Source organism: Mesorhizobium sp. B2-1-1 (assembly GCF_006442975.2).
In the GTDB taxonomy this organism is placed as follows: domain Bacteria; phylum Pseudomonadota; class Alphaproteobacteria; order Rhizobiales; family Rhizobiaceae; genus Mesorhizobium.
Genome location: NZ_CP083955.1, coordinates 147,617 through 168,292, shown reverse-complemented (window position 1 = coordinate 168,292; position 20,676 = coordinate 147,617). Strand labels below are relative to the sequence as shown.

Below are 20,676 nucleotides of genomic sequence, written 5' to 3'. Positions count from 1 at the left end.
CGGTGCAGCGGGCGATCGGCCTCAACTGAGTTCGAGCGTTACCTCGACAAGGCCGGGTTCGCTAGGATGACGCCTTATCGAGAAGCCAAACTCGCGGCACATGGCCAACATCCTCGTGTTCTCGGCGAGCATTATCCCTTCGATTCGTCCGATCCCATCGGCCCTCGCATAATCGACGATCTGGCTGAGCAATTCCCAGCCAAGACCATTACCCTGGAGATCTGTACGCACCAGCAAGGCGTATTCGGCGACGGTGTGGTCGGGATCGCAAGATATCCGGCTGATACCGGCCAGCGCGCCGGAGCTCGTATTCAGCGCAACGAAAGCCATGTTGCGACCGTAGTCTAGCTGGGTGAGCCGCTTCAGCATCTGGTCGGAGAAGCTTTTGCGGGGCGACAGAAAACGCAGGCGCAGATCATCGGGCGAAATCCTGGCAAGGAATTCGGGATAGAGCGAGATGTCGGCCGGCTTGATCGGACGGATATTGTAGTCGATGTCGCCCGCCGAAAACACCTTTTCCCAACCCGACGGATAGGGCCTTATGGCAAGTGCCGGGTTCGGCCCCGCCTCTTCCACCCGTTCCGGCTCGATCTCGATGCGGGCGTCGAGTGCAATCACACCCTCGGCGTCGGCCAGCAGCGGATTGATATCCACCGCAACGAGGCACGGAAAGTCGACGATCATCTGCGATAGGCCGTTGAGTGAAGCAATGATCGATTGCCGATCGGCCGGCTTGCGATCACGAAACCCGGCAAGAACGCGGCCGATCCGGGTTTGGTCGATTAGGTCACCGGCAAGAATGTCGTCGAGCGGCGGCAACGCGATCGCCGTGTCGTTCATCACTTCGACCGCGACGCCCCCGGCTCCAAAGAGGATGACTGGCCCGAAGATCGGGTCGCGGCTTATCCCGAGGATGAGTTCCTGCGCCTGTTTTCGCGCCACCATTGGCTGAACGGCATAGCCTTCAATGTCGGCTTGCGGTGCGTGCTTGCGCACGCGCGCCTCGATTGCGCGTGCCGCCTCCCCGGCGGCAACGGGGTCGGCGATGCCAAGCACCACCCCACCAATGTCCGACTTGTGCGTGATCGCCTTGGACAGGAGTTTGACGACGGCCTGCTCGGATGTCTTGAGGAACCGGCTGGCTGCCAGTTGCGCTTCGGCAGGAGATCTGGCGACGATCGTCTCGGGGACAGGGATGCCGTAGGCCGAGATTGCCGCCTTGGCTTCGGACTCGGTCAGCATACGCCGCCCTTCCCTGGCGACGGCCCTGAATATTGCAAGCGCGGCTTCCCGGTCGCTCGCGATGTCGCTGCGGCTCGACGGCGTGCGCATCAATGCCCGCTGGGCACGCGACCATTCGCTGAGATAAGAAACCGCCGTTGCGGCGTCCGCCGGCGTCTCGAAGCTGGCAAGACCAGCATCCTGAAGAACACGTCGCCCCTCGCGCGCCGTGTGTTCGCCGAGCCAGCAGGTCAGGACAGGTTTGCCGCTGATCTTGCCGCCCTGCGCGAGCACCGCCACGGCGCTTGCCGCGGCAAGCGGCGAGCCGAGCCCAGTCGGGCAGTTCATGACCAGGACGACGTCGGTGCCGGCATCGGCCATGATCGCCTCGATCGCGGCGGCATAGCGTTCTGGCGGGGCGTCCCCGATAATGTCGACCGGATTGGCGTGGGACCATGTACTCGGCAGGACGGCATCCAGACGAGTGATCGTTTCCGGCGATAGCTCGGCCAGGTGCCCGTTGCCTTCGACGAGTTGATCGACGGCAAGCACGCCGGCGCCGCCACCATTGGTGACTATGCCGACGCGGGCTCGTTCCAGCGGAACGAAACGGGCGGTCGTTTCAACCGCATCGAACAACTCGGTGAGACCTTTGACGCGCAGTATGCCAGCACGCAGCAATGCCGCATCGACGACGCGATCGGCGCCCGATAGCGCGCCGGTATGGGTCGCGGCTGCTTTGGCTGATTGCTCGTGCCGGCCCGACTTTATCGCAATCACCGGCTTTATGCGTGCCGCCGCACGCGCGGCCGAGATGAACTTGCGCGGATTGGGGATGGTTTCGAGATACATTACGATGGCGCGCGTGTGCATGTCGCCCGCCAGCATGTCGAGACAATCTCCCACGTCGACATCCGCCATGTCGCCCAGAGAGACGATCTGGGCGAAGCCGACATTGTTGTCCGCCGCCCAGTCTATCAGCGACGTCGCGATGGCGCCGGATTGCGACAGCAGCGCGATGCTGCCGGGTTTGGCGGCCATGTGCGCAAATCCAGCATTGAGCTTCAATGGCGGGATCATCAGCCCGACCGTGTTCGGCCCAATGATGCGGAAAACGGTGGGCTTGGCCGCATCGAGCATCGCCTGACGCAGGCCGTTTTCGTGCGTGAGCCCGGCGGTGATGACGATCGCCGCCCGCGTGCCCTTCTCTGCAAGGTCGCGCACTATGGCCGGAACTGTTCGGGGCGGCGTGACGATGACACCAAGGTCTGGAACGCCTGGAAGATCGGCCGCCTTGGCATAGGATTGCCGACCAGCCACTTGCGAATATTTCGGGTTGACCGGCCAGATCTCGCCCTCGAAGCCGCCGCTGACCATATTGTCGAAGACGACGCGGCCGACGGAGCCTTCGCGCACCGATGCGCCGAATACGGCGACCGACCTCGGGGCGAACGCATGTTCAAGATTTCGGATCGTCACCGGTGGGTCTCCCGTTCGCGGCGATAGTCGCCAATCGATCCTGCCCCTTCATTGCGCTGGATCAAAGCCTCGTCCGGTTCTCGCGATTAGCTGTTGCAAGAGGGTTCGAAGCGGTCGCTTGCGACGTAGCAGCCACTGCTGCGGTCAAGGATTGGAGAGTTAAGATGAGTTACTATTTCAGCAAGATCGTCGCCATGCCGTTCACAGCGGCAATCGACCACGTGAGCGACAAGCTCGCAAGCAAGGGGTTTGGCGTTCTGACCTCGATCAATGTTCAGCAGACCATGAAGGCCAAGCTTGGTGAAGATTTCAGGCCCTATGTGATCCTGGGCGCGTGCAATCCGCATTTCGCCTGGCGAGCCCTTCAGGCCGAAGACAAGATCGGAACCATGCTGCCCTGCAATGTCATCGTCACCGAGGTCGAACCAGGAAAGGTAGAAGTCGCGGCGGTGGATCCGGTCGCTTCAATGGGGGCCATCGCCAATCGCGAGCTTGCGCAGGTCGCGAACGTTGTGCGTCGCGTGCTCGAGGAGATGGTCCGCGAGCTCTAGCGCCAAAGGGGCCATCAAGGTTGAGGGACATCGGATGAGCGAGTCTGCTCTACGACGCGCATTGCTGGTCATCGCTATCCTGGGTCTCGCCGTCGGAGCCGGAGCCTGGCGAACGGGGCTCGGTCCCATCGAAGCCCACACGATCTGGACGGTGTCGACCTTGCCCGTGGTGGCGGCTCTCGCAATCTCCATTCTGCGCGATTTCTGGATCGGCCGCTTCGGCGTTGATGCGATTGCGCTGGTCTCGATGTCCGCCGCGCTGCTGCTCGGACAACCGCTTGCGGCAGTGGTGGTCGCTATCATGTATGCCGGTGGTACAGTCCTTGAGGATTTCGCTCGTGGCCGCGCGGAACGGAACCTCAAGGCGTTGACCGACCGATCGCCGCGTGTGGCCCATCGGACGACAACCCGAGGGACAGAGACAGTCCCCGTCGAAGATGTTGCTGTCGGGGACGAGCTTCTGGTCCGGGCCGGCGAATTGCTTCCCGTCGATGGTATATTGCTTGATCCTTCGGCCTCCCTCAACGAGTCCGCGGTGACCGGCGAGCCGCTGCCCGAGCGGCGGATAGCGGGCGACACGCTGCGCAGCGGCACCATCAATGCCGGCGAGACATTCAGCATGCAGGCTTCCGCCTTGGCAGACCAGAGCACCTATGCCGCGATCGTACGCATGGTCGCTGCAGCGCAGACGGCGAAATCCCCCTTCATTCGCATGGCCGACCGTTTCGCCCTGTTCCTGCTGCCTGCCACTCTGGTGGTTTCCGGCGCCGCCTGGTACATCTCCGGTGATCCAATCCGGGCGCTGGCCGTGCTGGTAGTCGCCACACCTTGCCCGCTCATCCTGGCTGCCCCTGTTGCCTTCATCGGCGGCGTCTCGCGTGCCGCGCGTGCAGGCATCCTGATGAAAGGCAGCGCGGCTCTGGAAGCGCTTGCGCAAGTCCGAACCGCGATCTTCGACAAGACGGGGACCTTGACCATCGGCGGCGCCGAGCTCATCGACATCGAAGCCGCACCCGGCTGTGAAGCGAACCAATCGCTGCAGCTGCTGGCATCCCTGGAACAGGCATCGCACCATGTGCTCGCCGACTCGATCATCCGGGCGGCGCGCGGCAGGCAGCTGATGCTTTCGCATCCGCATGATGTCAGCGAGCATCGCGGTGCAGGCCTCAACGGCCGGGTCGACACCATGTCGGTCGCGGCTGGATCGCGGGCTTTCGTGCTCGCCGACGAGCCGCTGCCCGGCTGGGCGAAAAGCGGCGAAGAAAAATACCGGGACGAGCCGGTGCTTAGGGTTTTTGTCGCCGTCGCTGGAGAGCTTGCTGGGATTTTCACCTTGGGCGATGCGTTGCGTCCTGATGCACGCGACGCGCTCGCCAATCTGCGCTCGGCTGGCATCACGCGCATGGTCATGCTTACAGGTGATGACAGTGCGGCAGCAAAGCGTGTTTCCTCCAGGCTTGATCTGGATGTCATCATCGCCGATGCCGTCCCTGCGGACAAGGTCACCACCGTCGAGGCCGAGAAAGCAACAGCGCCCACAATGATGGTTGGCGATGGCATCAACGATGCACCTGCCCTTGCCGCCGCAACGGTCGGTATCGCCATGGGCGCCCGTGGTGCGACCGCCTCCTCCGAGGCGGCCGACGTCATCGTGCTGACCGACAGGCTGCAGCCGGTTGCGGACGCGGTTCGGATTGCACGGCGAACGCGATCGATCGCCTTGCAGAGCATCATCGCCGGGCTGGCGTTGTCCGGGCTGGCAATGATCGCGGCGGCCATGGGGCAGATCACGCCGGTTGCCGGAGCGCTGCTTCAGGAGGGGATTGACGTCGCGGTTATCCTGAACGCCTTGCGCACGCTTGGCGATGGGCATCTGTGGCGCGCATAGTGGTTGAGAACAAAATCGGTGAATGGCGATGGCACAGCAAAATCTGGTGGTTTGCAGCAAATGCGGTGGGGTCAACCGCCTGCCGCCAGCCCGCAATGCCAGTGAGGCGAAATGCGGAAAGTGCGGGACCGCGCTGTTTTCGGGTCACCCGGAAGATGTCGACGCCGCGCGTTTCGATCATCAGATCGCGCGCAGCAGTCTGCCCGTTGTCGTCGACGTCTGGGCACCCTGGTGCGGCCCCTGCAAGATGATGGCGCCAGCCTATGAAGCGGCGGCAAGTGAACTGGAGCCGCATGTTCGTCTGATCAAACTCAACTCCGACAATGAGCAGGCTGTCGCGGCCAGGCTCGGCATCCGTGGCATTCCGACCATGATCCTGTTCCATGGCGGGCGCGAGATCGCGCGCACATCCGGCGCAATGACGGCAGGCCAAATCGTCAGGTGGGTTCGTGACCGCCTGCCGCCAACGGTCACCGCCTGAAGTCGTCGCGCCAATGGATCCGATCATCGCCCGGCTTGGGCTGGCGCTCGCAATAGGTCTTCTTGTCGGCTTGGAGCGTGGTTGGCAGGAGCGGGACGCGCCCGATCGCAGTCGCACAGCTGGCATCCGGACATTCGGCATATCTGGCCTGCTGGGTGGCGTGCTCGCTGCACTCGCCAACGCACTCGGCGCTGTATCCGTGCTGGTCGGCGGGTTCATCGCCTTTGCGACAATCTTTGCCTGGTACAAGGCACGCGAGGCTGCCCATGACGAGGACTTCAGCGTCACCAGCGTGATCGCGGGCCTGGGGGTGTTTGCCCTTGGCGCGCTTTCCGTCGCCGGCGATTATCGTGCTGCAGCCGCCGGTGGCGCGGCATTGGCGGTAATCCTGGCCAGCCGCGAGGTCCTGCACGGTCTTTTGAAGCGACTGACCTGGGTCGAACTGCGTTCGGCGCTGGTCCTTGCGGTGATGACGGCGATCGTCTTGCCCTTGCTGCCAAACCGCACGATCGACCCGTGGGCCGGTTTCAATCCCTGGGAAGTCTGGTTCCTGACGGTGCTGATGGCCTCGATTTCGTTCGCCGGATACGTGGCTGTTCGCATTCTGGGAAATACACGCGGTCTGCTGGTCAGTTCGCTCACCGGTGCAATCGTCTCTTCCACAGCAGTGACCTTGGCGCTTGCCCGCAATGCCGCGTCGGCAAGCAATCCGCTGCCGCTCGCCGGGGCGGCGTCCCTGGCAGCAATGGTTTCGGTGCTCCGCGTCTGCGCCGTGGTTCTGATCGTCGAGCCAAGTGTGCTCGCATCGGTCGTGATTCCGGCGATTACCGCAGCGCTTGCCTTCGCTGTCTGCGGCGCATTGCTGCTGGCTCGTGACAGCGGGAACGGTAAAGGCAGCGCGATCGCGCGCAATCCATTCGAACTGGGCCCCTTGCTGCTCTTCGCCTTGCTCTTTGCCATCGTCGCGACCGCAAGTGCCGGGCTGGCCGTTCAATTCGGTGGGCGCGGTCTGCTGGCGAGTTCGGCGCTGGCCGGCGCATTCGATGTCGATGTCTCGGTGCTTGGCGCGCTGCGCCTGGTCAAGCATTCCGTGTCCGTCGAGACCGTGGGCCAGGCCGTGCTCGCGGCGCTCGCAGCAAACGCGATCGGTCGCCTGTCGCTCGCAGTATTTGCTGGTCCGATCACGTTCTGGTTGCCACTGGCCGTCACAACACTGATAGCCGCGGCCATGGGTATCTGCGCCCTGTTGTTGCTCGGTCCTGGATAGAAGTGCTGTGCTCGCGCTTTTTTTGATACGGATCAAGAGCTAGGTCCCGCCACCGCTCTATGAAACTCCGTAGAAGGAGTTCGCCATGACCAGTGTGAAGGACCTCACCCCGAAATTCCGCAACGTCCGGCTGCTGCTCGCCCGTGAGAAAGGTCATCCGGAAGGCGACCGCGAAGAGGGCTATGACGTGCTCGCTCCGTTGACCGGCGAAGGCCGGATCGATGCGCAAGAGTGGAAATCGCACAAGGCCTCGTGCCGCGTTCGCCGATTTCGCACTGGCGAGGAGGATCTGGTCGGTCGGCTGAGGCGCAAGCCCGGCGGACATTGGTTCTTCGACTATGCCGACGGCGACCGCGACGACGAGATCGGCTTTCGTCTCGGCGACGAACGGTTCGTGACCGGCGAGTATGTGTCGATCGAGCGCAACGGCGCCATGCACACGTACCAGGTGGCGAGGGTCGAGCGGCCCTGACGCGGCGACGCAAGGCTCCCCTGGAGTAGACCATGTCGCGACGCATCTTGATTGTGGTCGGCCATCCCGATCCGTCCCCGGACCGGCTCTGCCGCGGTCTCGCCAGGGCCTATGGCGAGGGCGCGGAGAAGGCGGGGCACGCCGTCCGCCGGGTCGACCTGGCGGCGATCGATTTCCCGATGCTGCGGACAATGCAGGAGTTCGAGCACGGTTCAATTCCCGATGAACTGAAGGACGCAGCCGAAGCGATCGTCTGGGCGGAGCACATTGTCTTTGTTTTTCCGCTGTGGCTTGGGACCATGCCGGCCATGCTCAAGGCATTTCTGGAACAGGTCATGCGGCCGGGGACGGCCTTTGCCTATCCGGACAAGGGCGGCAGCTTTACCAAGACACTGCTTCGCGGCCGCTCCGCGCGCGTTGTGGTGACGATGGGTATGCCTTCCGTTCTTTACCGGCTATGGTTCCTGGGACACGGCATCGCCGGCATGAAGCGAAGCATCCTGCATTTTGTCGGTATCAGTCCGGTGCGCGAGACGTTGTTCGGCATGGTCGCCGGCGCCAGCGATGCGACCCGCGCGAAGTGGATCAGCCAGATCCGAAATCTTGGCGAGCGGGCCAGATAATCCTCAACCGCCAATCACGGTACCAGGACGGCGGCGCCGCTCAATCTGCCTTGCCTCAGATCGTCCAGTGCCTGATTGGCCTGTTCCAGTGAGTAGACCTTGGTGTGGGTGCGTGCCTGCGCACGCTTGGCAATGGGGAAAAACTCTTCGGCATCGCGGCGCGTCAGGTTTGCCACCGACACCAGTTCGCGCTCTTCCCAGAGCAACTCGTAGGCCATCGCCTGAATGTCACTCATAGGGATGCCGCCGCAAACCACCCGGCCGCCCTTGCGGACGGCACCAAGCGCGATCGGCACCAAGTCACCCACAGGAGCAAAGATGATCGCGGCATCGAGTTGCCCGGGCGGAAGTTGATCCGAACCGCCCGCCCAGGTCGCTCCAAGCGAGCGCGCGAAATCCTGTGCTTGCTCGTCACCGGGCCGGGTGACAGCGAAAATCTCACGGCCTTGCCAGATCGCGATCTGAGCGACGATGTGCGCGGCGGCGCCGAAGCCGTAAATCCCGAGCCGCTTGCCGTCGCCGGCCTTCTTCAGGCATCGCCAGCCGATCAGGCCGGCGCAAAGCAAGGGTGCCAGCGATACGGGGTCGGCATCCCGGTCCAGATCGAAGGCGAATTGCGCGTCGGCAATGACATGGCTGGCAAAGCCGCCATCGCGCGTGTAGCCCGTGAAATCTGGCTGATCGCAAAGATTTTCATGTCCTGTGGCGCAGTAGGGACAACGCCCGCAAGTATGCCCAAGCCATGGCACACCGACTCTCTGCCCGATCCTGGAAGGCGCCACCCCCTTGCCCACGGCATCGACGATGCCGACGATTTCGTGACCGGGAACGAGCGGCAATTTTGGGTGATGCAGATCGCCATCTATGACGTGAGATCGGTCCGACAGATAGCGCATGCCTCGACCTTCAACCTGATCTCACCCATCCCCGGTAAGGGGTCGAATCTTCGACCAGTTTCAAGGGAGTGCCTATGCTTTCGAGCACCATTGCTCTTATGACGCGCTCCATGTTGCCCCGCAAACAAACGAAGCCGATTACGATCAACTCCTCCGCTATTCCCGGCACCAGGCGATGGGATGCGATCCGGGCAACCTTTCGAAAACGGCGACAAGTCGCAGGCTCCTAGCGCTGCTCTGTTTTGGGGGTTCATGGACCGACGGTGAACTCGGTCCACATGCCGGCGCCAAAATGACCTGGCACGTTGCAGATAAGCAGGTATTTTCCAGCCTTCAGGTCGACGGTCAATGTGCCCGATTTGCCGGGATCGAGCTCCGAAACCTCGCCCTTGTCGCCCGCCTTGTCTTCGTCGACCCGGTTCTCGGCCTCAACATAGGGAAGCGGCTTGCCGGGATCGGCAAGGTACATCACGATCATTTCGTGAACGGTGTCCTTGGAGTCATTCTTCACTTTGAATGTGACCTCCCCGGCCTTCACGGCTCCGGGGGACGCCTTGATGCCCATGGTGGCCTTCGAGAGATCGCGTCCTGGCGTTGCATAAGCAAGAGCCATCGGCATCTCCGTACTCGCGCCCTTGTCCGAAAGCGAGACCTGAACAAGCTCGGCAGTCCGCGCAACGCCCGCACTGCTTGCCATCAGCATTGCGGCCGCAAGCCCGAGCGCCACTCTCCTCGATATGGTTTCCACGGTATTCCTCTTTCAGGACGGCAGCAGAAGCGCTCTACATCCTGGCGGTCATCATGCTCGCAGCACACCCGCGGTCGTTGCGCCAGATCAAACCGACCGATGCGAGCCCGATCTGCGGCCCGACCAAACTGTCAGCCAGTTGTCAGGTTGAAGTGGTTATTTCGGAACCAATGACGGCGAAAAGGCCGTCTGACAGACCGATCGAAATCCACCCGCAGGCGCAAAATCGGCGCCCAACTCCCGAATGGAGCCATCATGTATCGCACACTCGTCCTCGCCGCTCTCGCTGGCATGATTGCAGGACCGGCGCTCGCCGCCGGCGACAGCTGCAGCACCGCCCCGAAATCACAGTTCAAGCCCAAGGCAACGCTCGAGGCGCAATTGACCGGCCAAGGCCTCACCGTGCGCCAGATCAAGGTCGAGAAGGGTTGCTACGAAGTCTACGCGGTCGACAAGGCCGGCAAGAAAGTCAACCTGGCCTACAATGCCGAAACCCTTGAAAAGCTCGACAATGCCGAAGCCGGCGAAAACTGATCTGCGTGTTTCAGCCACTGCGGACGTGCAGCCATCTTCGCAGATGGTGCGCGTCTGGGACCTGGTCGTACGGAGTTTCCACTGGGCGCTGGTGCTCAGCTTCGTAACGGCCTGGTTCACCTCCCATTCCTCCGAGGTCTTGCACCATTTGGCAGGTTACGCCGCCGCCGCCCTGGTCGTGATGCGGCTCCTGTGGGGCGTTGTGGGCACGCCCTATGCGCGGTTCACTCAATTCGTGCGAGACCCGGCGACGGTGCTGCGCTATCTCTCTGCAATACCGAGCGGTCGCGAAGCCCGCTACATCGGCCACAACCCGGCCGGCGGCGCAATGGTGGTCGCGCTGATGGCTGCGATGGGGTCAACCGCACTGACCGGCTGGCTGATGACTACGGACGCCTATTTCGGCGTGTCGCGGGTTGAAACGGCGCACAGCCTGAGCGCGCACGGCTTACTTGTGCTGGTCCTCTTCCATATAGGCGGCGTCGCGCTGGCAAGCTTTCGCCATCGCGAAAACCTGGTACGGGCCATGATCACCGGGCGAAAACGCAAAGCCGAGTCGGCGGACATCGCCTGACGACCTGCCAATGGGCCAAATTCGATTTGCGCCCCGGCCGATATCGGGGGCGCGTGTCGGTCGCTCCTTGTTCAACATGGCCCTGGAAGCGCGCGATGCGACATGGGCGGAGCGGATAATATAAGAGCAGGCATTGGTGCGGCGACCCAGAAACCGGAACACCAACGCCACTCTTTTTATTCAGCAACCGCTTATTGACCCGCATCAAAGCTGCCGGTCCTGCCTTCCTGTTTATTGCCTCCCATCAGAGCTTTCAAAAGTGGGGAGAGCATCATGACTACGGCTGATTTCAACATCCCGGTTCCGCAAGTCGGTACCTTGGCGCCTGCGAAACTTCGATTGGGGTCGTTGACCGCCTTGGTCATCGGCTCGATGGTCGGGTCCGGCGTCTTCAGCCTGCCGCAGAACATGGCGGCAGGCGCTGGTCCCCTCGCAATTCTGATTGGCTGGGGTATCACCGCGTTCGGCATGCTGGCGCTGGTCTTCGTCTATCAATCGCTTGCGACCCGCAAGCCCGAGCTCGACGCCGGTCCCTATGCTTACGCCAAGGCCGGCTTTGGTCCCTTCATCGGCTTTAACAGCGCCTGGGGCTACTGGATCAGTGCCTGGGTCGGCAACGTCTCCTATGCTGTGATCGTGTTCAGCGCCCTGTCCTATTTCTTTCCGGCCTTCGGTGACGGAAACACCTGGCAGGCGGTGCTCGGCGCATCGGTCCTGCTGTGGCTGATCCACATCCTGGTTCTCGCCGGCATCCGGCAGGCCGCGGTCGTCAACCTCATAGTCACCGCGGCAAAGATCGCTCCGATCGTCCTGTTCGTTGGCGTTGTTGCCGTTGCCTTCAAGCTTCAGGTCTGGTCCCTCGACTTTACCGGTCTCGGCAACGCCAGTCTCGGCTCGATCACCGCACAGGTGAAGAGCACGATGCTGGTGACGTTGTGGGTGTTTATCGGCATCGAGGGCGCCAGCGTCTTTTCTGGCCGTGCGGAGCGCCGCAAGGACATCGCCACCGCGACGGTTCTTGGCTTCTTCACATGCCTCGCGCTCTACGCCCTGGTGTCGCTGCTGTCACTCGGCGTCCTCAGTCAACCCGAACTCGCCGGCCTGAAGAACCCCTCCATGGCCGGTGTGCTAGAAGCCGTTGTCGGCCCGTGGGGCGCTAGCCTCATCAACATCGCGCTCGTGGTGTCGGTGGTCGGCGCCTTCCTGAGCTGGACGCTGCTTGCGGCTGAAATTCCGCATGTCGCCGCCAAGGACGGCACAATGCCGAAGTTCTTCGGCTGGGAGAGCGAACGCGGTGTGCCATCGACCTCGCTGCTGATCACCAACCTGCTCGTCCAGGCATTCCTGGTGATCACGCTCTTCGCCCAAAGCACCTATCAAGCGCTGTTCTACATCGCGTCGGCCGCGATCCTGGTTCCCTACATTTTTTCCGGAGCTTACGCAGCCAAGCTCGCGCTGACCGACGAGAGTTACGGGAATGGCGAGCAGCGCGTCGGGGCTCTTTTTGCCGGATTGCTGGCCACGGTCTACGGACTGTGGCTCGTCTATGCGGCGGGACCCGCCTACCTGTTCATGTGCGCGATCCTCTATGCGCCCGGCATCATCTTCTACATCTGGGCGCGCCGCGAAACCAACCAGCGTGTGTTCCACCCTGCCGAAGCAGCGCTCGCCGCAGCTCTCGTCGCCGTCGCCATCCTCGCCGTTTACGAGATGTGGACCGGCGCCGTCAGCCCGCTTTGAAGGGATCGGTTCGATGACAAGCCTGGGTGTTCACTCCGAAGTCGGCCGTCTGCGCGAGGTTATGGTCCATCGTCCGGACCTCAGCCTGCGCAGGCTGACGCCGGAGAACTGCAAGGCGCTGCTTTTCGATGACGTGCTATGGGTCAAGCGCGCCCGCCAGGAGCACGATGTCTTCGTCGATGCATTGCGTGAACGCGGCGTCGTGGTCCATTCCTTCGGAGAGCTCCTGGCTGAGACGATGAGCCTGGCCAAGGCCCGCGAGTGGCTTCTCGACCGCAGGGTCCACCCCGGGGTCGTCGGTCTCGACATGGTCAATGAGCTGCGCGGATGGCTCGATGATATGCCGTCGGCGCAGCTTTCGTCCTTCCTCGTCGGCGGGGTTGCCAGGGCGGAGCTTCCTTTCGAACCCAAAGGTCTGACCGGGAGGACGCTCGCCCCCCAAGATTTCGTGCTGCCGCCGCTTCCGAACCAGCTGTTCACCCGCGACAGTTCCTGCTGGATCTACGGCTCAGTCTCGGTCAATTCCATGTACTGGGCTGCGCGGCGCCCTGAAGCCGCCAACGTCGAGGCCGTCTACCGCTTCCATCCTCGCTTTCGCGACAGCGGCATACCTTTCGTGTCGCCGGACCTAGGCACAGGCACGAGCCTCGAAGGCGGCGACGTTATGCCGATCGGTGGCGGGACTGTTCTCGTCGGCATGGGGGAGCGCACCACGCCGCAAGCCGTTGGCGACCTGGCCCGCAAGCTGTTCGCAGCCGGTGAGGCAACACGCGTGATTGCCGCCTTGATGCCACGCGACCGCAGTTTCATGCATCTCGACACCGTCTTCACCTTCTGCGATCGCGATCTTGTGACCTTGTATCCACCGGTGGTCGACCGCTTGCGCTCCTTCTCGCTGCGGCCGGGCGATGGCGAGGCGGCGGTCGAGGTCACGGATGAGGCAAAACCATTCACGGCTGTCATTGCCGAAGCGCTTGGGCTGAAAACGCTCCGAATCATCGCCACCGGTGGCGACCGCTACGAGGCCGAACGCGAACAATGGGATGATGGCAACAATGTCGTTGCGGTCGAACCCGGCGTGGTGGTCGGTTATGACCGCAACGTCTACACCAACACGCTTCTGCGCCGCGCGGGCATCGAAGTGATCACCGTCGAGGGGGCTGAACTCAGCCGCGGCCGCGGCGGTGGCCATTGCATGACCTGTCCGGTGGTCCGCGACGCAATCTGACGTGAAAGGAATTCTGGATGTCGACCAATCTTCACGGCCGCTCCGTCCTGACGCTGGACGATCTCACCGCCGATGAAATCCGCTTTCTTCTTAAGCTTGCCGCGGACCTCAAGGCGGCCAAACTCGCCGGGCATGAGATCCCGCGTCTGGTCAGGAAAAACATCGCACTGATCTTCGAGAAGGACTCGACTCGCACGCGCACAGGGTTCGAAGTCGCGGCCTACGACCAGGGCGCACACGTGACTTACTTTGGTCCCAGCGGCAGCCATATTGGCCACAAGGAATCGATGAAGGACACGGCGCGCGTGCTCGGTCGCATGTACGATGCGATCGAATATCGCGGCTTTGGCCAGCACCAGGCGGAATTGCTTGCCGCGCATGCCGGCGTGCCCGTCTACAACGGCCTCACCAACGAGGCGCATCCAACACAGATCCTCGCCGACCTCATGACCATGCGCGAATACACGCACAAGCATCTTTCGGACATGACCGTCACCTTCGTCGGCGAAGGGCGCGACAACGTCGCGCTGTCGCTGGCACTAGGCGCAGCCAAGGTCGGTATCGACATGCGCATCGCCTCGCCAAGGGAGCTCTGGCCGGATGAGGTATTTTGCGGCCATGTCGGAGAGCTCGCAGCACAAAGCGGCGGCCGCTTCCGGCTCGACGAGAATGTGACGGGTTGCGTCCAGGATGCCGATTTCATTTACACCGACGTGTGGATGTCAATGGGCGAGGACAAATCCGGCTGGGCCGAGCGTATTCGTCTTTTGACACCCTACCGCGTGACCGGCGAGGTAATGGCTGCCGCCGGCAACCCCCACGTCAAATTCATGCATTGCCTGCCGGCGTTCCATGACACGGATACCGAGATCGGTGCCTTCGTTGCGAAGGAATATGGCATCGATTGCATGGAGGTCACCCACCAGGTGTTCGAGTCTGCTGCCTCCATCGTTTTTGATCAGGCCGAAAATCGCATGCATACAATCAAGGCGCTCCTCGTCGCCACGATCGGTAACTGAGATGCTGATCGTCGTTGCACTTGGCGGAAACGCGCTACTGCGACGCGGCGAACCGATGACGGCCGAAAACCAGCGCGCCAACATCGTGCGCGCTGCCGCTGTGTTGGCGAAGCTGGTCAACACAGGGCACTCGATTGTCGTCACGCACGGCAACGGTCCGCAGGTGGGACTGTTGGCCCTGCAGGCAGCGACAACTGCGGACGGTCGCACATTTCCACTCGACGTGCTTGGCGCCGAGAGCGCGGGGATGATCGGCTACGTCATTGAGCAGGAGCTCTGCAACCTCCTTAAGGAGAGGCTTTTTGCGACGCTGCTGACGCAGGTGAGGGTCGATCCGCAGGATCCGGCCTTCGCTCATCCAACGAAGCCTATCGGCCCTGTCTACGATGAGACAACCGCACGCAGGCTTGCCAGCGAGCGCGATTGGCAGATCGCGCCAGATGGCGACAAGTGGCGCCGCGTCGTGCCTTCGCCCAGGCCCCTGGCAATCCTGGAAGCATCGGTAATCGCGTTCCTGGTCGAGCGCGGCGTGATCGTCATCTGCACCGGTGGCGGCGGTGTTCCTGTGATAGCAAGGGAGGACGGCAGTCTTTGCGGTGTGGAGGCAGTCATCGATAAGGACCTGGCAAGCGCACTTCTCGCCCGACAGCTGAGAGCCGACATGCTGCTCATGCTGACCGATGTCGACGCCGTTTATGAAGGCTACGGCACGCCGGGCGCTCGCGCGCTTCGTCAAGTGCGGTCAACGGAAATATCAGGGCGGAATTTTGCAGTGGGATCGATGGGGCCAAAGATCGAAGCTGCGGTCGAATTCGCGCAAGCGACTGGCAATCCTTCAGCGATAGGCCAACTCAAGGACGCCGTTGAAATCGTCAAAGGCGAGCGAGGCACCCTGTTCGCCCCCTGAGCCGTCCGGCCTTCAAGGCCTTCGAGCATTTTTCCAGCCGGGTTGCTCGCTGAGATCCCAGTACCTCTAAAATTCATCGTCATGCGCATCGCTTGATCGCCGTCAAGGCAAGCCGCGTCGCACGTTAGGTTGCTCCTGGAAACGCGAACGGGGCGCCGGCGGATGAGCTACAAATCCATTCGCTTGAACGTGGACATTGACGGTCCGATCGAGCCCATTGCCAGGGTAGGTATCGACCTCGCCCGGTTGATAGGCTTTTTGCGCGGCCGAAGCTCCGCTGCCGGTGACAATGGCTCCGGAAGGCGCCGAGCTGGCCGCGCAGTTTGTGGGAGCAGTCGATGGCGAGCGCAGTGCCGAGCACCGCGCCCGCATCTGCGCCGGCAAGATCATAGGCGAGAAGCCCGAGCGCGACAGTGGCGAGGCCGGTGCCGATGAGCGCGATGACCTGCGCCATGAACAGATGCCGATAGGTGCGATCGGCGAGAACTTCCAGCATGATTATCTTCTCGGGATGCTTGGGCGGCGTAAGGTGCCACGCCAGTAGTAGGATCAGTGTTTGTGGCCTTCCGGCTCAACCATCTTGAACGGCAGGACCTGTTGCTTGCCCTTTGAGGTCAGGATCAGCCTCGCCTCGAACTCGTGCGGCTCGGCGGGGGCGACGCTGCTTTCACGACGGTGGTGATTGCCGGCGACAGGCCCGAGCGAAAGCGTCTCGGGATCTTCGGACCGGTCGATGATCACGGTCGCCCCTAGATCGTCGGCATGGCTGTCGATGGTGAGACGGAAGCGCTCGCCAGCGGGCGTATCGACGATTTCGAGCGTTCCCGTTGCCAGGTCGCTGACGACCTTGAAAGGCTCCGGCGCATGATCGGCGTGGGCCGAACCGCCCGCCACGGATCCGACTTCGCCTTCCAGACGGATGTTCGCCTCCGAGAGCGCCGGCAGGTGGTCGAACAGCTCCCCTCTCAAAGCCTCCGCGATGCCGACCACATCCTTTGCGCTCGCTGTCTCGGCCACCTTGATGGCGATATCGGCGTGCAGCCTGTGGCCTATCCAGCGCGCCCGCACCTGGGCGACCCGTTGGATGCCCCCCACATGTTCAGCCGCATGATGGATTTCCTCGACGATGCCCGGCTCGACGCCATCCAGCATGCGTGTCAGCACCGCCTTTGAGGACTGCCAGACGATGGCGAGGATAGCCACAGTGATCAAAAGGCCGATGATCGGGTCCGCGAGCGGGAAGCCTAGCCAGACGCCGGCCGCGCCAAGCACCACCGCAAGGCTGGTGAAGCCATCGGTGCGGGCGTGATAGCCGTCGGCGATCAGGGCCGCGCTGTTTATCTCGCGGCCGACGCGGATGCGGAATACCGCGACAGCCTCATTGCCCAGGAAACCGACCAGGCCGGCGGCGGCAACCCAGCCGAGGAAGCTGATGGCTTGGGGATGGATCAACCTGTCGATCGCCTCATAGCCGGCGACGATGGCACTGAAGAGGATAATCAGGACGATGATGATGCCGGCCAGATCCTCGACCCGGCCAAGGCCGTAGGTGAAGGTCCGTCGAAACCCCTCTCCCAACAAATGTCGTCCACTGTTGTCCACCCGCCATTTCGCCAGTTGCTGCCATTCGTGTCGACCGCAGCCTTGCCGTTCCGACATAAGGCTATCGAGCATATCGGAGATCACGCTCCGCTAAGCGGCGATCAGCAGGAAAGCGATCGTGACCAGACCGGCCTTCGAAGTCCAAAATCCGCCTGCCTCGGCCTTCGGTTCTGGTTCGGACCCGGTCGGGGGATCGAACATGCGGTGCACGTTGTTGGTGTTCATGGGGTGGGTTCCTTATTTGTCAGCGATTGTCGTTGCGGGAGCTTTCGAGCCCATAGACGATGAGGCTGACGGCCCAGACCAGTCGCGGGCGAAGAGTGGCCACCTAAAGTCGGAGCCGATTGTGAAGTTGACCGCCGACATCAAGCCGATGGACGACGCTCCTCCGATCAGAACGCCGGCCACCGCGATCGCATGGCGCGCGCGTAACGCGGTGATTGCCAGCGCAACCAGGAGAACGCCGGGGGCGAGGGCGTAGCCGCCGAGCATCCGGAAACCTGGGTGAGCCACACGGAGGTCGAACGGATCCTGCAAACGCTCTACGGCATCTTGCGAACCCGAGGCCAGAACGGCCAAGACAAGGTGACGGCGGCGGCGTCAAAACGCCTCCTAAACCGGCGGATTTGTACCCAACCATCTCGTAGGCAAGGTTAGCGCGGCTTGGTGAAACCCGCAGGGTCAGCACCAATGGCGCGGTCAGGCTTTTAACCACCCTCTCCAGAAATGCTTCAGGAACTCAAGGCAGACCAGCACTGCGGCTCCTGCCGCCAGCGTCATCGAGAGGTCGTCAAGGTGCAGCGGTCCGAACTGGAAGAGACCACTGGCGAATGGCCAGAGAAGTGTCCCGCCCAGCGCTGCAGCAACCACCACGACGACAAGAGCAAGCGATCGATTGGGCCGGAACAACGCAATCAGCAGCGAGTCGCCGAACGTACGGTTGACGAAGATCAGGCCGACGATCGAGAGGACCAGCGAAAAAAACGTCAAGGCGCGAATTTCGTTCTCCGGCATTCCCCAGTGGAAGGCAAAAAGGAAGATGCTTGCGACAAGTGCGAACGCCAGCAGGCCCTGCACAACGCTCCAGGCTATGAGCGAGCGCGAAAAGAGCGATGCTTGCGGATCTCGTGGAGGGCGATTCATGACGTCATCTTCCTCGGTCTCGGCTTCAAAGACCAAGGAACACACCGGATCGATCACCATTTCCAGAAAGGCTATGTGCATCGGTCCGAACAGAATGGGCAGGCCAAACAGCAGAGGAAGAAGGGCCAGCCCAGCGATCGGCACATGCACGGCAAGAATGAAGCCCATGGCCTTGCGCAAATTGTCGTAGATGCGGCGGCCCAGCCGTATGGCTTTGACGATCGACCCGAAGTCGTCGTCGAGAAGGACAATGGATGAAGCCTCGCGCGCGACGTCGGTGCCGCGACCTCCCATGGCAATGCCGATGTTGGCCGCTTTCAGCGAGGGGGCGTCGTTGACGCCGTCTCCTGTCATGCCGACGATCTCGCCATTGGCCTTCAACGCTCTGACGATCGCCAGTTTCTGCTCGGGCGTGATCCGCGCGAACACTGTGGCGGTCTTGACGCGCGCGCAAAGTGCCGCATCGTCCATTGTCTTGAGCGTTTCACCGGTCACGACGTCGTTGAAATCGAGCCCAGCCTGACTGGCTATTGCTCTGGCGGTCGCCGGATAATCCCCCGTGATCATGACCACTCTGATTCCAGCGGACCGGCAGTTGTTCACGGCATCCGGAACCTCCGGGCGGAGGGGGTCAGCCAGCCCGACGAGGCCCATGAACTCGAAATCGAAGCCTGTCTGCCTTTCTGGCAGTTCACCAGCACAATGACTGGCTCGGGCCACCCCGAGGACGCGCAGTCCTTCGGTCGCCATGGCGTCCACGGAAGCCTTGATCGAAGCGAAGCGCTCCGCGCTCAGACGACAGAGTGCCGCTATGGCCTCCGGCGAGCCCTTGGCGGCGACCAGACAGTCGCTGCCGTCAGCCGGTGATCGCCAAGCATTCGACATGGCCAGCAGCTCGGGACGCAACCCATAGGCGCGGACAAGTTTCCGATCAACACTGTCCAGATCCTTGCGACTGGGTGATCGCTCCTGCGAAAGGGTGTGAAATGCCTTTTCCATCGGATCAAAAGGAATTTCGGCGCTGGCGAGCACACCAAGCTCGACCAGCTCGCCAAAGGCCGCCGGCATCCCGGCATTCATGTTGTCCGGTAACCGGAACCGTTTGCCGTCAGGCGTTCTCAGCTCCGCGATTGTCATGCGGTTTTCGGTCAACGTTCCGGTCTTGTCGGTGCAGAGAACTGTCGCCGAGCCAAGCGTTTCGATCGCCGCCGCACGACGGGTGAGCACGCGCGCCTGCGAGATGCGCCAGGCGCCCATGGCCATGAAGATGGTCAACACCATCGGGAATTCCTCGGGCAGCATCGACATGCCCAGCGCGATGCCAGCAAGGACCGCGTCGAGCCACCCGCCCCGCAAAACGCCATAAAGCACGACCGCCAGAACGCTGACCGCACCACCGACCAGTGCGAAGATGCCGACAAGACGTTTCGTCTGTCGCTGCAAGCGGGGTGCTTCGGTCTCCATAATGCTGAGCGATTGGCCGATCGCACCGATTTGGCTCAGCGGCCCGGTTGCCAGAACTTCGCCAATGCCCGAACCGCGCACCACGAGTGATCCGGAAAATGCGAAAGGCAGGTCGTCGCCGCCTGGGCGGCGTTCGGCTGGCGGGTCGCCATCCTTGGCTGCAAACTTGCGCACCGGAACCGACTCACCGGTCAGCAGCGATTCATCGGTCTGGAGATCCAGGCTTTGGATCAGCAAGACGTCGGCCGGCACCCGATCGCCCTCGCCCAGCACCACCAGATCGCCGCGCACGACCTCGCGCCCTGCAATGCGCCTACGTTCACCGTCGCGTATCACCAGGGCACGCGGGCTTGTCAGGTCGCGCAACGCCTCCAGAACGCGTTCTGTCCGCGCTTCCTGTACGATGGTTATCCCCACCGACAAGGTGGCAAAAGCAGCCAGGATCAACGCCTCATGCAGATCCCCAAGCAGCAGGTAAACGGCACCTCCGCCCAACAGAAGGGCCAGCATCGGTTCGCGCACGACTTCGAAGGCAATCCGCAGCGGCGTCCGCCGGTTCGATCTGGGCAGTTCGTTGAAACCATCGAGGGCGAGCCTGGCTTGTGCCTCGACCTCGCTGAGACCAGACAAAGCGATAGTGGGTCGGGTGGATTGGGACATTTGGGTGTTTCCCTCGTTCCCAACATCTTTAATCAGGTGAATAGAGCGGGCCTTGACCTACCGCAAAGGCTATCGTTCAAATGCCGAACGGACACCCGGTTCTGGATGGCCATTCGCCGATGCAACGGGCCAGCCTGAACGGATTAGGTGGTTTCCCTTAGGGACATAACCGAATTTCG

17 protein-coding genes and 2 pseudogenes are annotated in these 20,676 nt (G+C 62.3%); 12 read left to right on the top strand and 7 right to left on the bottom strand.

Annotation, left to right across the window (positions count from 1 at the left end; genetic code table 11):
- Window positions 1-21: 21 nt before the first annotated feature.
- Window positions 22-2,700, bottom strand: a complete 2,679-nt coding sequence (locus FJ972_RS28560) for a bifunctional acetate--CoA ligase family protein/GNAT family N-acetyltransferase (RefSeq protein ID WP_140522923.1) — start codon at window positions 2,698-2,700, stop codon at window positions 22-24.
- Window positions 2,701-2,864: 164 nt separating this feature from the next.
- Here FJ972_RS28560 and FJ972_RS28555 point away from each other — a divergent pair, with 164 nt between their 5' ends.
- From FJ972_RS28555 to FJ972_RS28530, 6 genes are all read left to right on the top strand, one after another.
- A complete protein-coding gene (locus tag FJ972_RS28555) occupies window positions 2,865-3,251 on the top strand; it encodes a DUF302 domain-containing protein (RefSeq protein WP_140523416.1) in 387 nt (128 codons plus the stop codon).
- A gap of 34 nt (window positions 3,252-3,285) precedes the next feature.
- Window positions 3,286-5,139, top strand: coding sequence for a heavy metal translocating P-type ATPase (locus tag FJ972_RS28550; protein ID WP_140522925.1), 1,854 nt, complete (start codon window positions 3,286-3,288; stop codon window positions 5,137-5,139).
- Window positions 5,140-5,167: 28 nt separating this feature from the next.
- Complete coding sequence (gene trxC, locus FJ972_RS28545; protein WP_140522927.1) at window positions 5,168-5,620, top strand: thioredoxin TrxC; 453 nt, start codon at window positions 5,168-5,170, stop codon at window positions 5,618-5,620.
- A 13-nt stretch (window positions 5,621-5,633) separates the two neighbouring features.
- Complete coding sequence (locus FJ972_RS28540; RefSeq protein WP_140522929.1) at window positions 5,634-6,887, top strand: MgtC/SapB family protein; 1,254 nt, start codon at window positions 5,634-5,636, stop codon at window positions 6,885-6,887.
- Window positions 6,888-6,972: 85 nt separating this feature from the next.
- Window positions 6,973-7,359, top strand: a complete 387-nt coding sequence (locus FJ972_RS28535; protein ID WP_140522931.1) for a hypothetical protein — start codon at window positions 6,973-6,975, stop codon at window positions 7,357-7,359.
- Window positions 7,360-7,391: 32 nt separating this feature from the next.
- On the top strand, window positions 7,392-7,982 hold the full coding sequence (locus FJ972_RS28530) for an NAD(P)H-dependent oxidoreductase (protein WP_140522933.1): 591 nt from the start codon (window positions 7,392-7,394) through the stop codon (window positions 7,980-7,982).
- 14 nt (window positions 7,983-7,996) lie between these two features.
- Here the strand turns inward: FJ972_RS28530 and FJ972_RS28525 are convergent.
- Both FJ972_RS28525 and FJ972_RS28520 read right to left on the bottom strand, forming a co-directional pair.
- Window positions 7,997-8,978, bottom strand: a pseudogene (locus FJ972_RS28525) (zinc-dependent alcohol dehydrogenase family protein).
- 150 nt (window positions 8,979-9,128) lie between these two features.
- Entirely contained in the window at window positions 9,129-9,605 is a 477-nt protein-coding gene (locus tag FJ972_RS28520; RefSeq protein WP_224656351.1) for a plastocyanin/azurin family copper-binding protein, read from the bottom strand.
- Between the two features lie 276 nt (window positions 9,606-9,881).
- Here FJ972_RS28520 and FJ972_RS28515 point away from each other — a divergent pair, with 276 nt between their 5' ends.
- The 6 genes from FJ972_RS28515 (at window position 9,882) to arcC (ending at window position 15,628) form a co-directional block, all read left to right on the top strand.
- Window positions 9,882-10,160, top strand: coding sequence for a PepSY domain-containing protein (locus FJ972_RS28515; RefSeq protein ID WP_140522935.1), 279 nt, complete (start codon window positions 9,882-9,884; stop codon window positions 10,158-10,160).
- Window positions 10,138-10,734: a cytochrome b/b6 domain-containing protein gene (locus FJ972_RS28510; protein WP_318013168.1), complete on the top strand. Its 597-nt coding sequence runs from the start codon at window positions 10,138-10,140 to the stop codon at window positions 10,732-10,734. The genes FJ972_RS28515 and FJ972_RS28510 overlap by 23 nt, the downstream gene beginning before the upstream one ends.
- A 273-nt stretch (window positions 10,735-11,007) precedes the next feature.
- Window positions 11,008-12,474 carry an arginine-ornithine antiporter gene (arcD, locus tag FJ972_RS28505; protein WP_140522937.1) on the top strand — a complete coding sequence of 489 codons (1,467 nt, stop codon included), beginning with the start codon at window positions 11,008-11,010 and terminating at the stop codon, window positions 12,472-12,474.
- A 13-nt stretch (window positions 12,475-12,487) separates the two neighbouring features.
- Window positions 12,488-13,702, top strand: coding sequence for an arginine deiminase (locus tag FJ972_RS28500; protein ID WP_140522939.1), 1,215 nt, complete (start codon window positions 12,488-12,490; stop codon window positions 13,700-13,702).
- Window positions 13,703-13,719: 17 nt separating this feature from the next.
- Window positions 13,720-14,721 carry an ornithine carbamoyltransferase gene (gene argF, locus FJ972_RS28495; RefSeq protein WP_140522941.1) on the top strand — a complete coding sequence of 334 codons (1,002 nt, stop codon included), beginning with the start codon at window positions 13,720-13,722 and terminating at the stop codon, window positions 14,719-14,721.
- A 1-nt stretch (window position 14,722) separates the two neighbouring features.
- A complete protein-coding gene (gene arcC, locus FJ972_RS28490; protein WP_140522943.1) occupies window positions 14,723-15,628 on the top strand; it encodes a carbamate kinase in 906 nt (301 codons plus the stop codon).
- Between the two features lie 328 nt (window positions 15,629-15,956).
- Here the strand turns inward: arcC and FJ972_RS28485 are convergent.
- The 4 genes and pseudogenes from FJ972_RS28485 to FJ972_RS28475 form a co-directional block, all read right to left on the bottom strand.
- Window positions 15,957-16,124 (bottom strand): annotated as a pseudogene (locus tag FJ972_RS28485) (MFS transporter); the annotation flags it as partial.
- 53 nt (window positions 16,125-16,177) lie between these two features.
- Window positions 16,178-17,302, bottom strand: a complete 1,125-nt coding sequence (locus FJ972_RS28480; RefSeq protein ID WP_224680307.1) for a cation diffusion facilitator family transporter — start codon at window positions 17,300-17,302, stop codon at window positions 16,178-16,180.
- Between the two features lie 18 nt (window positions 17,303-17,320).
- On the bottom strand, window positions 17,321-17,455 hold the full coding sequence (locus tag FJ972_RS30220) for a hypothetical protein (RefSeq protein WP_263483449.1): 135 nt from the start codon (window positions 17,453-17,455) through the stop codon (window positions 17,321-17,323).
- A gap of 474 nt (window positions 17,456-17,929) precedes the next feature.
- Window positions 17,930-20,497 (bottom strand): cation-translocating P-type ATPase, encoded by a 2,568-nt coding sequence (locus tag FJ972_RS28475; protein WP_140522945.1) that lies wholly within the window; start codon window positions 20,495-20,497, stop codon window positions 17,930-17,932.
- Window positions 20,498-20,676: the final 179 nt, after the last annotated feature.

Bases quoted from the DNA above. Each gene is read 5' to 3' on its own strand.
- FJ972_RS28530 (WP_140522933.1), top strand. From the start codon at position 7,392: ATGTCGCGACGCATCTTGATTGTGGTCGGCCATCCCGATCCGTCCCCG.
- FJ972_RS28500 (WP_140522939.1), top strand. From the start codon at position 12,488: ATGACAAGCCTGGGTGTTCACTCCGAAGTCGGCCGTCTGCGCGAGGTT.
- trxC (WP_140522927.1), top strand. From the start codon at position 5,168: ATGGCACAGCAAAATCTGGTGGTTTGCAGCAAATGCGGTGGGGTCAAC.
- arcD (WP_140522937.1), top strand. From the start codon at position 11,008: ATGACTACGGCTGATTTCAACATCCCGGTTCCGCAAGTCGGTACCTTG.
- FJ972_RS28475 (WP_140522945.1), bottom strand. From the start codon at position 20,497: ATGTCCCAATCCACCCGACCCACTATCGCTTTGTCTGGTCTCAGCGAG.
- FJ972_RS28510 (WP_318013168.1), top strand. From the start codon at position 10,138: ATGCCGAAGCCGGCGAAAACTGATCTGCGTGTTTCAGCCACTGCGGAC.
- FJ972_RS30220 (WP_263483449.1), bottom strand. From the start codon at position 17,455: ATGAACACCAACAACGTGCACCGCATGTTCGATCCCCCGACCGGGTCC.
- arcC (WP_140522943.1), top strand. From the start codon at position 14,723: ATGCTGATCGTCGTTGCACTTGGCGGAAACGCGCTACTGCGACGCGGC.
- FJ972_RS28555 (WP_140523416.1), top strand. From the start codon at position 2,865: ATGAGTTACTATTTCAGCAAGATCGTCGCCATGCCGTTCACAGCGGCA.
- FJ972_RS28540 (WP_140522929.1), top strand. From the start codon at position 5,634: ATGGATCCGATCATCGCCCGGCTTGGGCTGGCGCTCGCAATAGGTCTT.
- FJ972_RS28535 (WP_140522931.1), top strand. From the start codon at position 6,973: ATGACCAGTGTGAAGGACCTCACCCCGAAATTCCGCAACGTCCGGCTG.
- argF (WP_140522941.1), top strand. From the start codon at position 13,720: ATGTCGACCAATCTTCACGGCCGCTCCGTCCTGACGCTGGACGATCTC.
- FJ972_RS28480 (WP_224680307.1), bottom strand. From the start codon at position 17,302: ATGCTCGATAGCCTTATGTCGGAACGGCAAGGCTGCGGTCGACACGAA.
- FJ972_RS28550 (WP_140522925.1), top strand. From the start codon at position 3,286: ATGAGCGAGTCTGCTCTACGACGCGCATTGCTGGTCATCGCTATCCTG.
- FJ972_RS28515 (WP_140522935.1), top strand. From the start codon at position 9,882: ATGTATCGCACACTCGTCCTCGCCGCTCTCGCTGGCATGATTGCAGGA.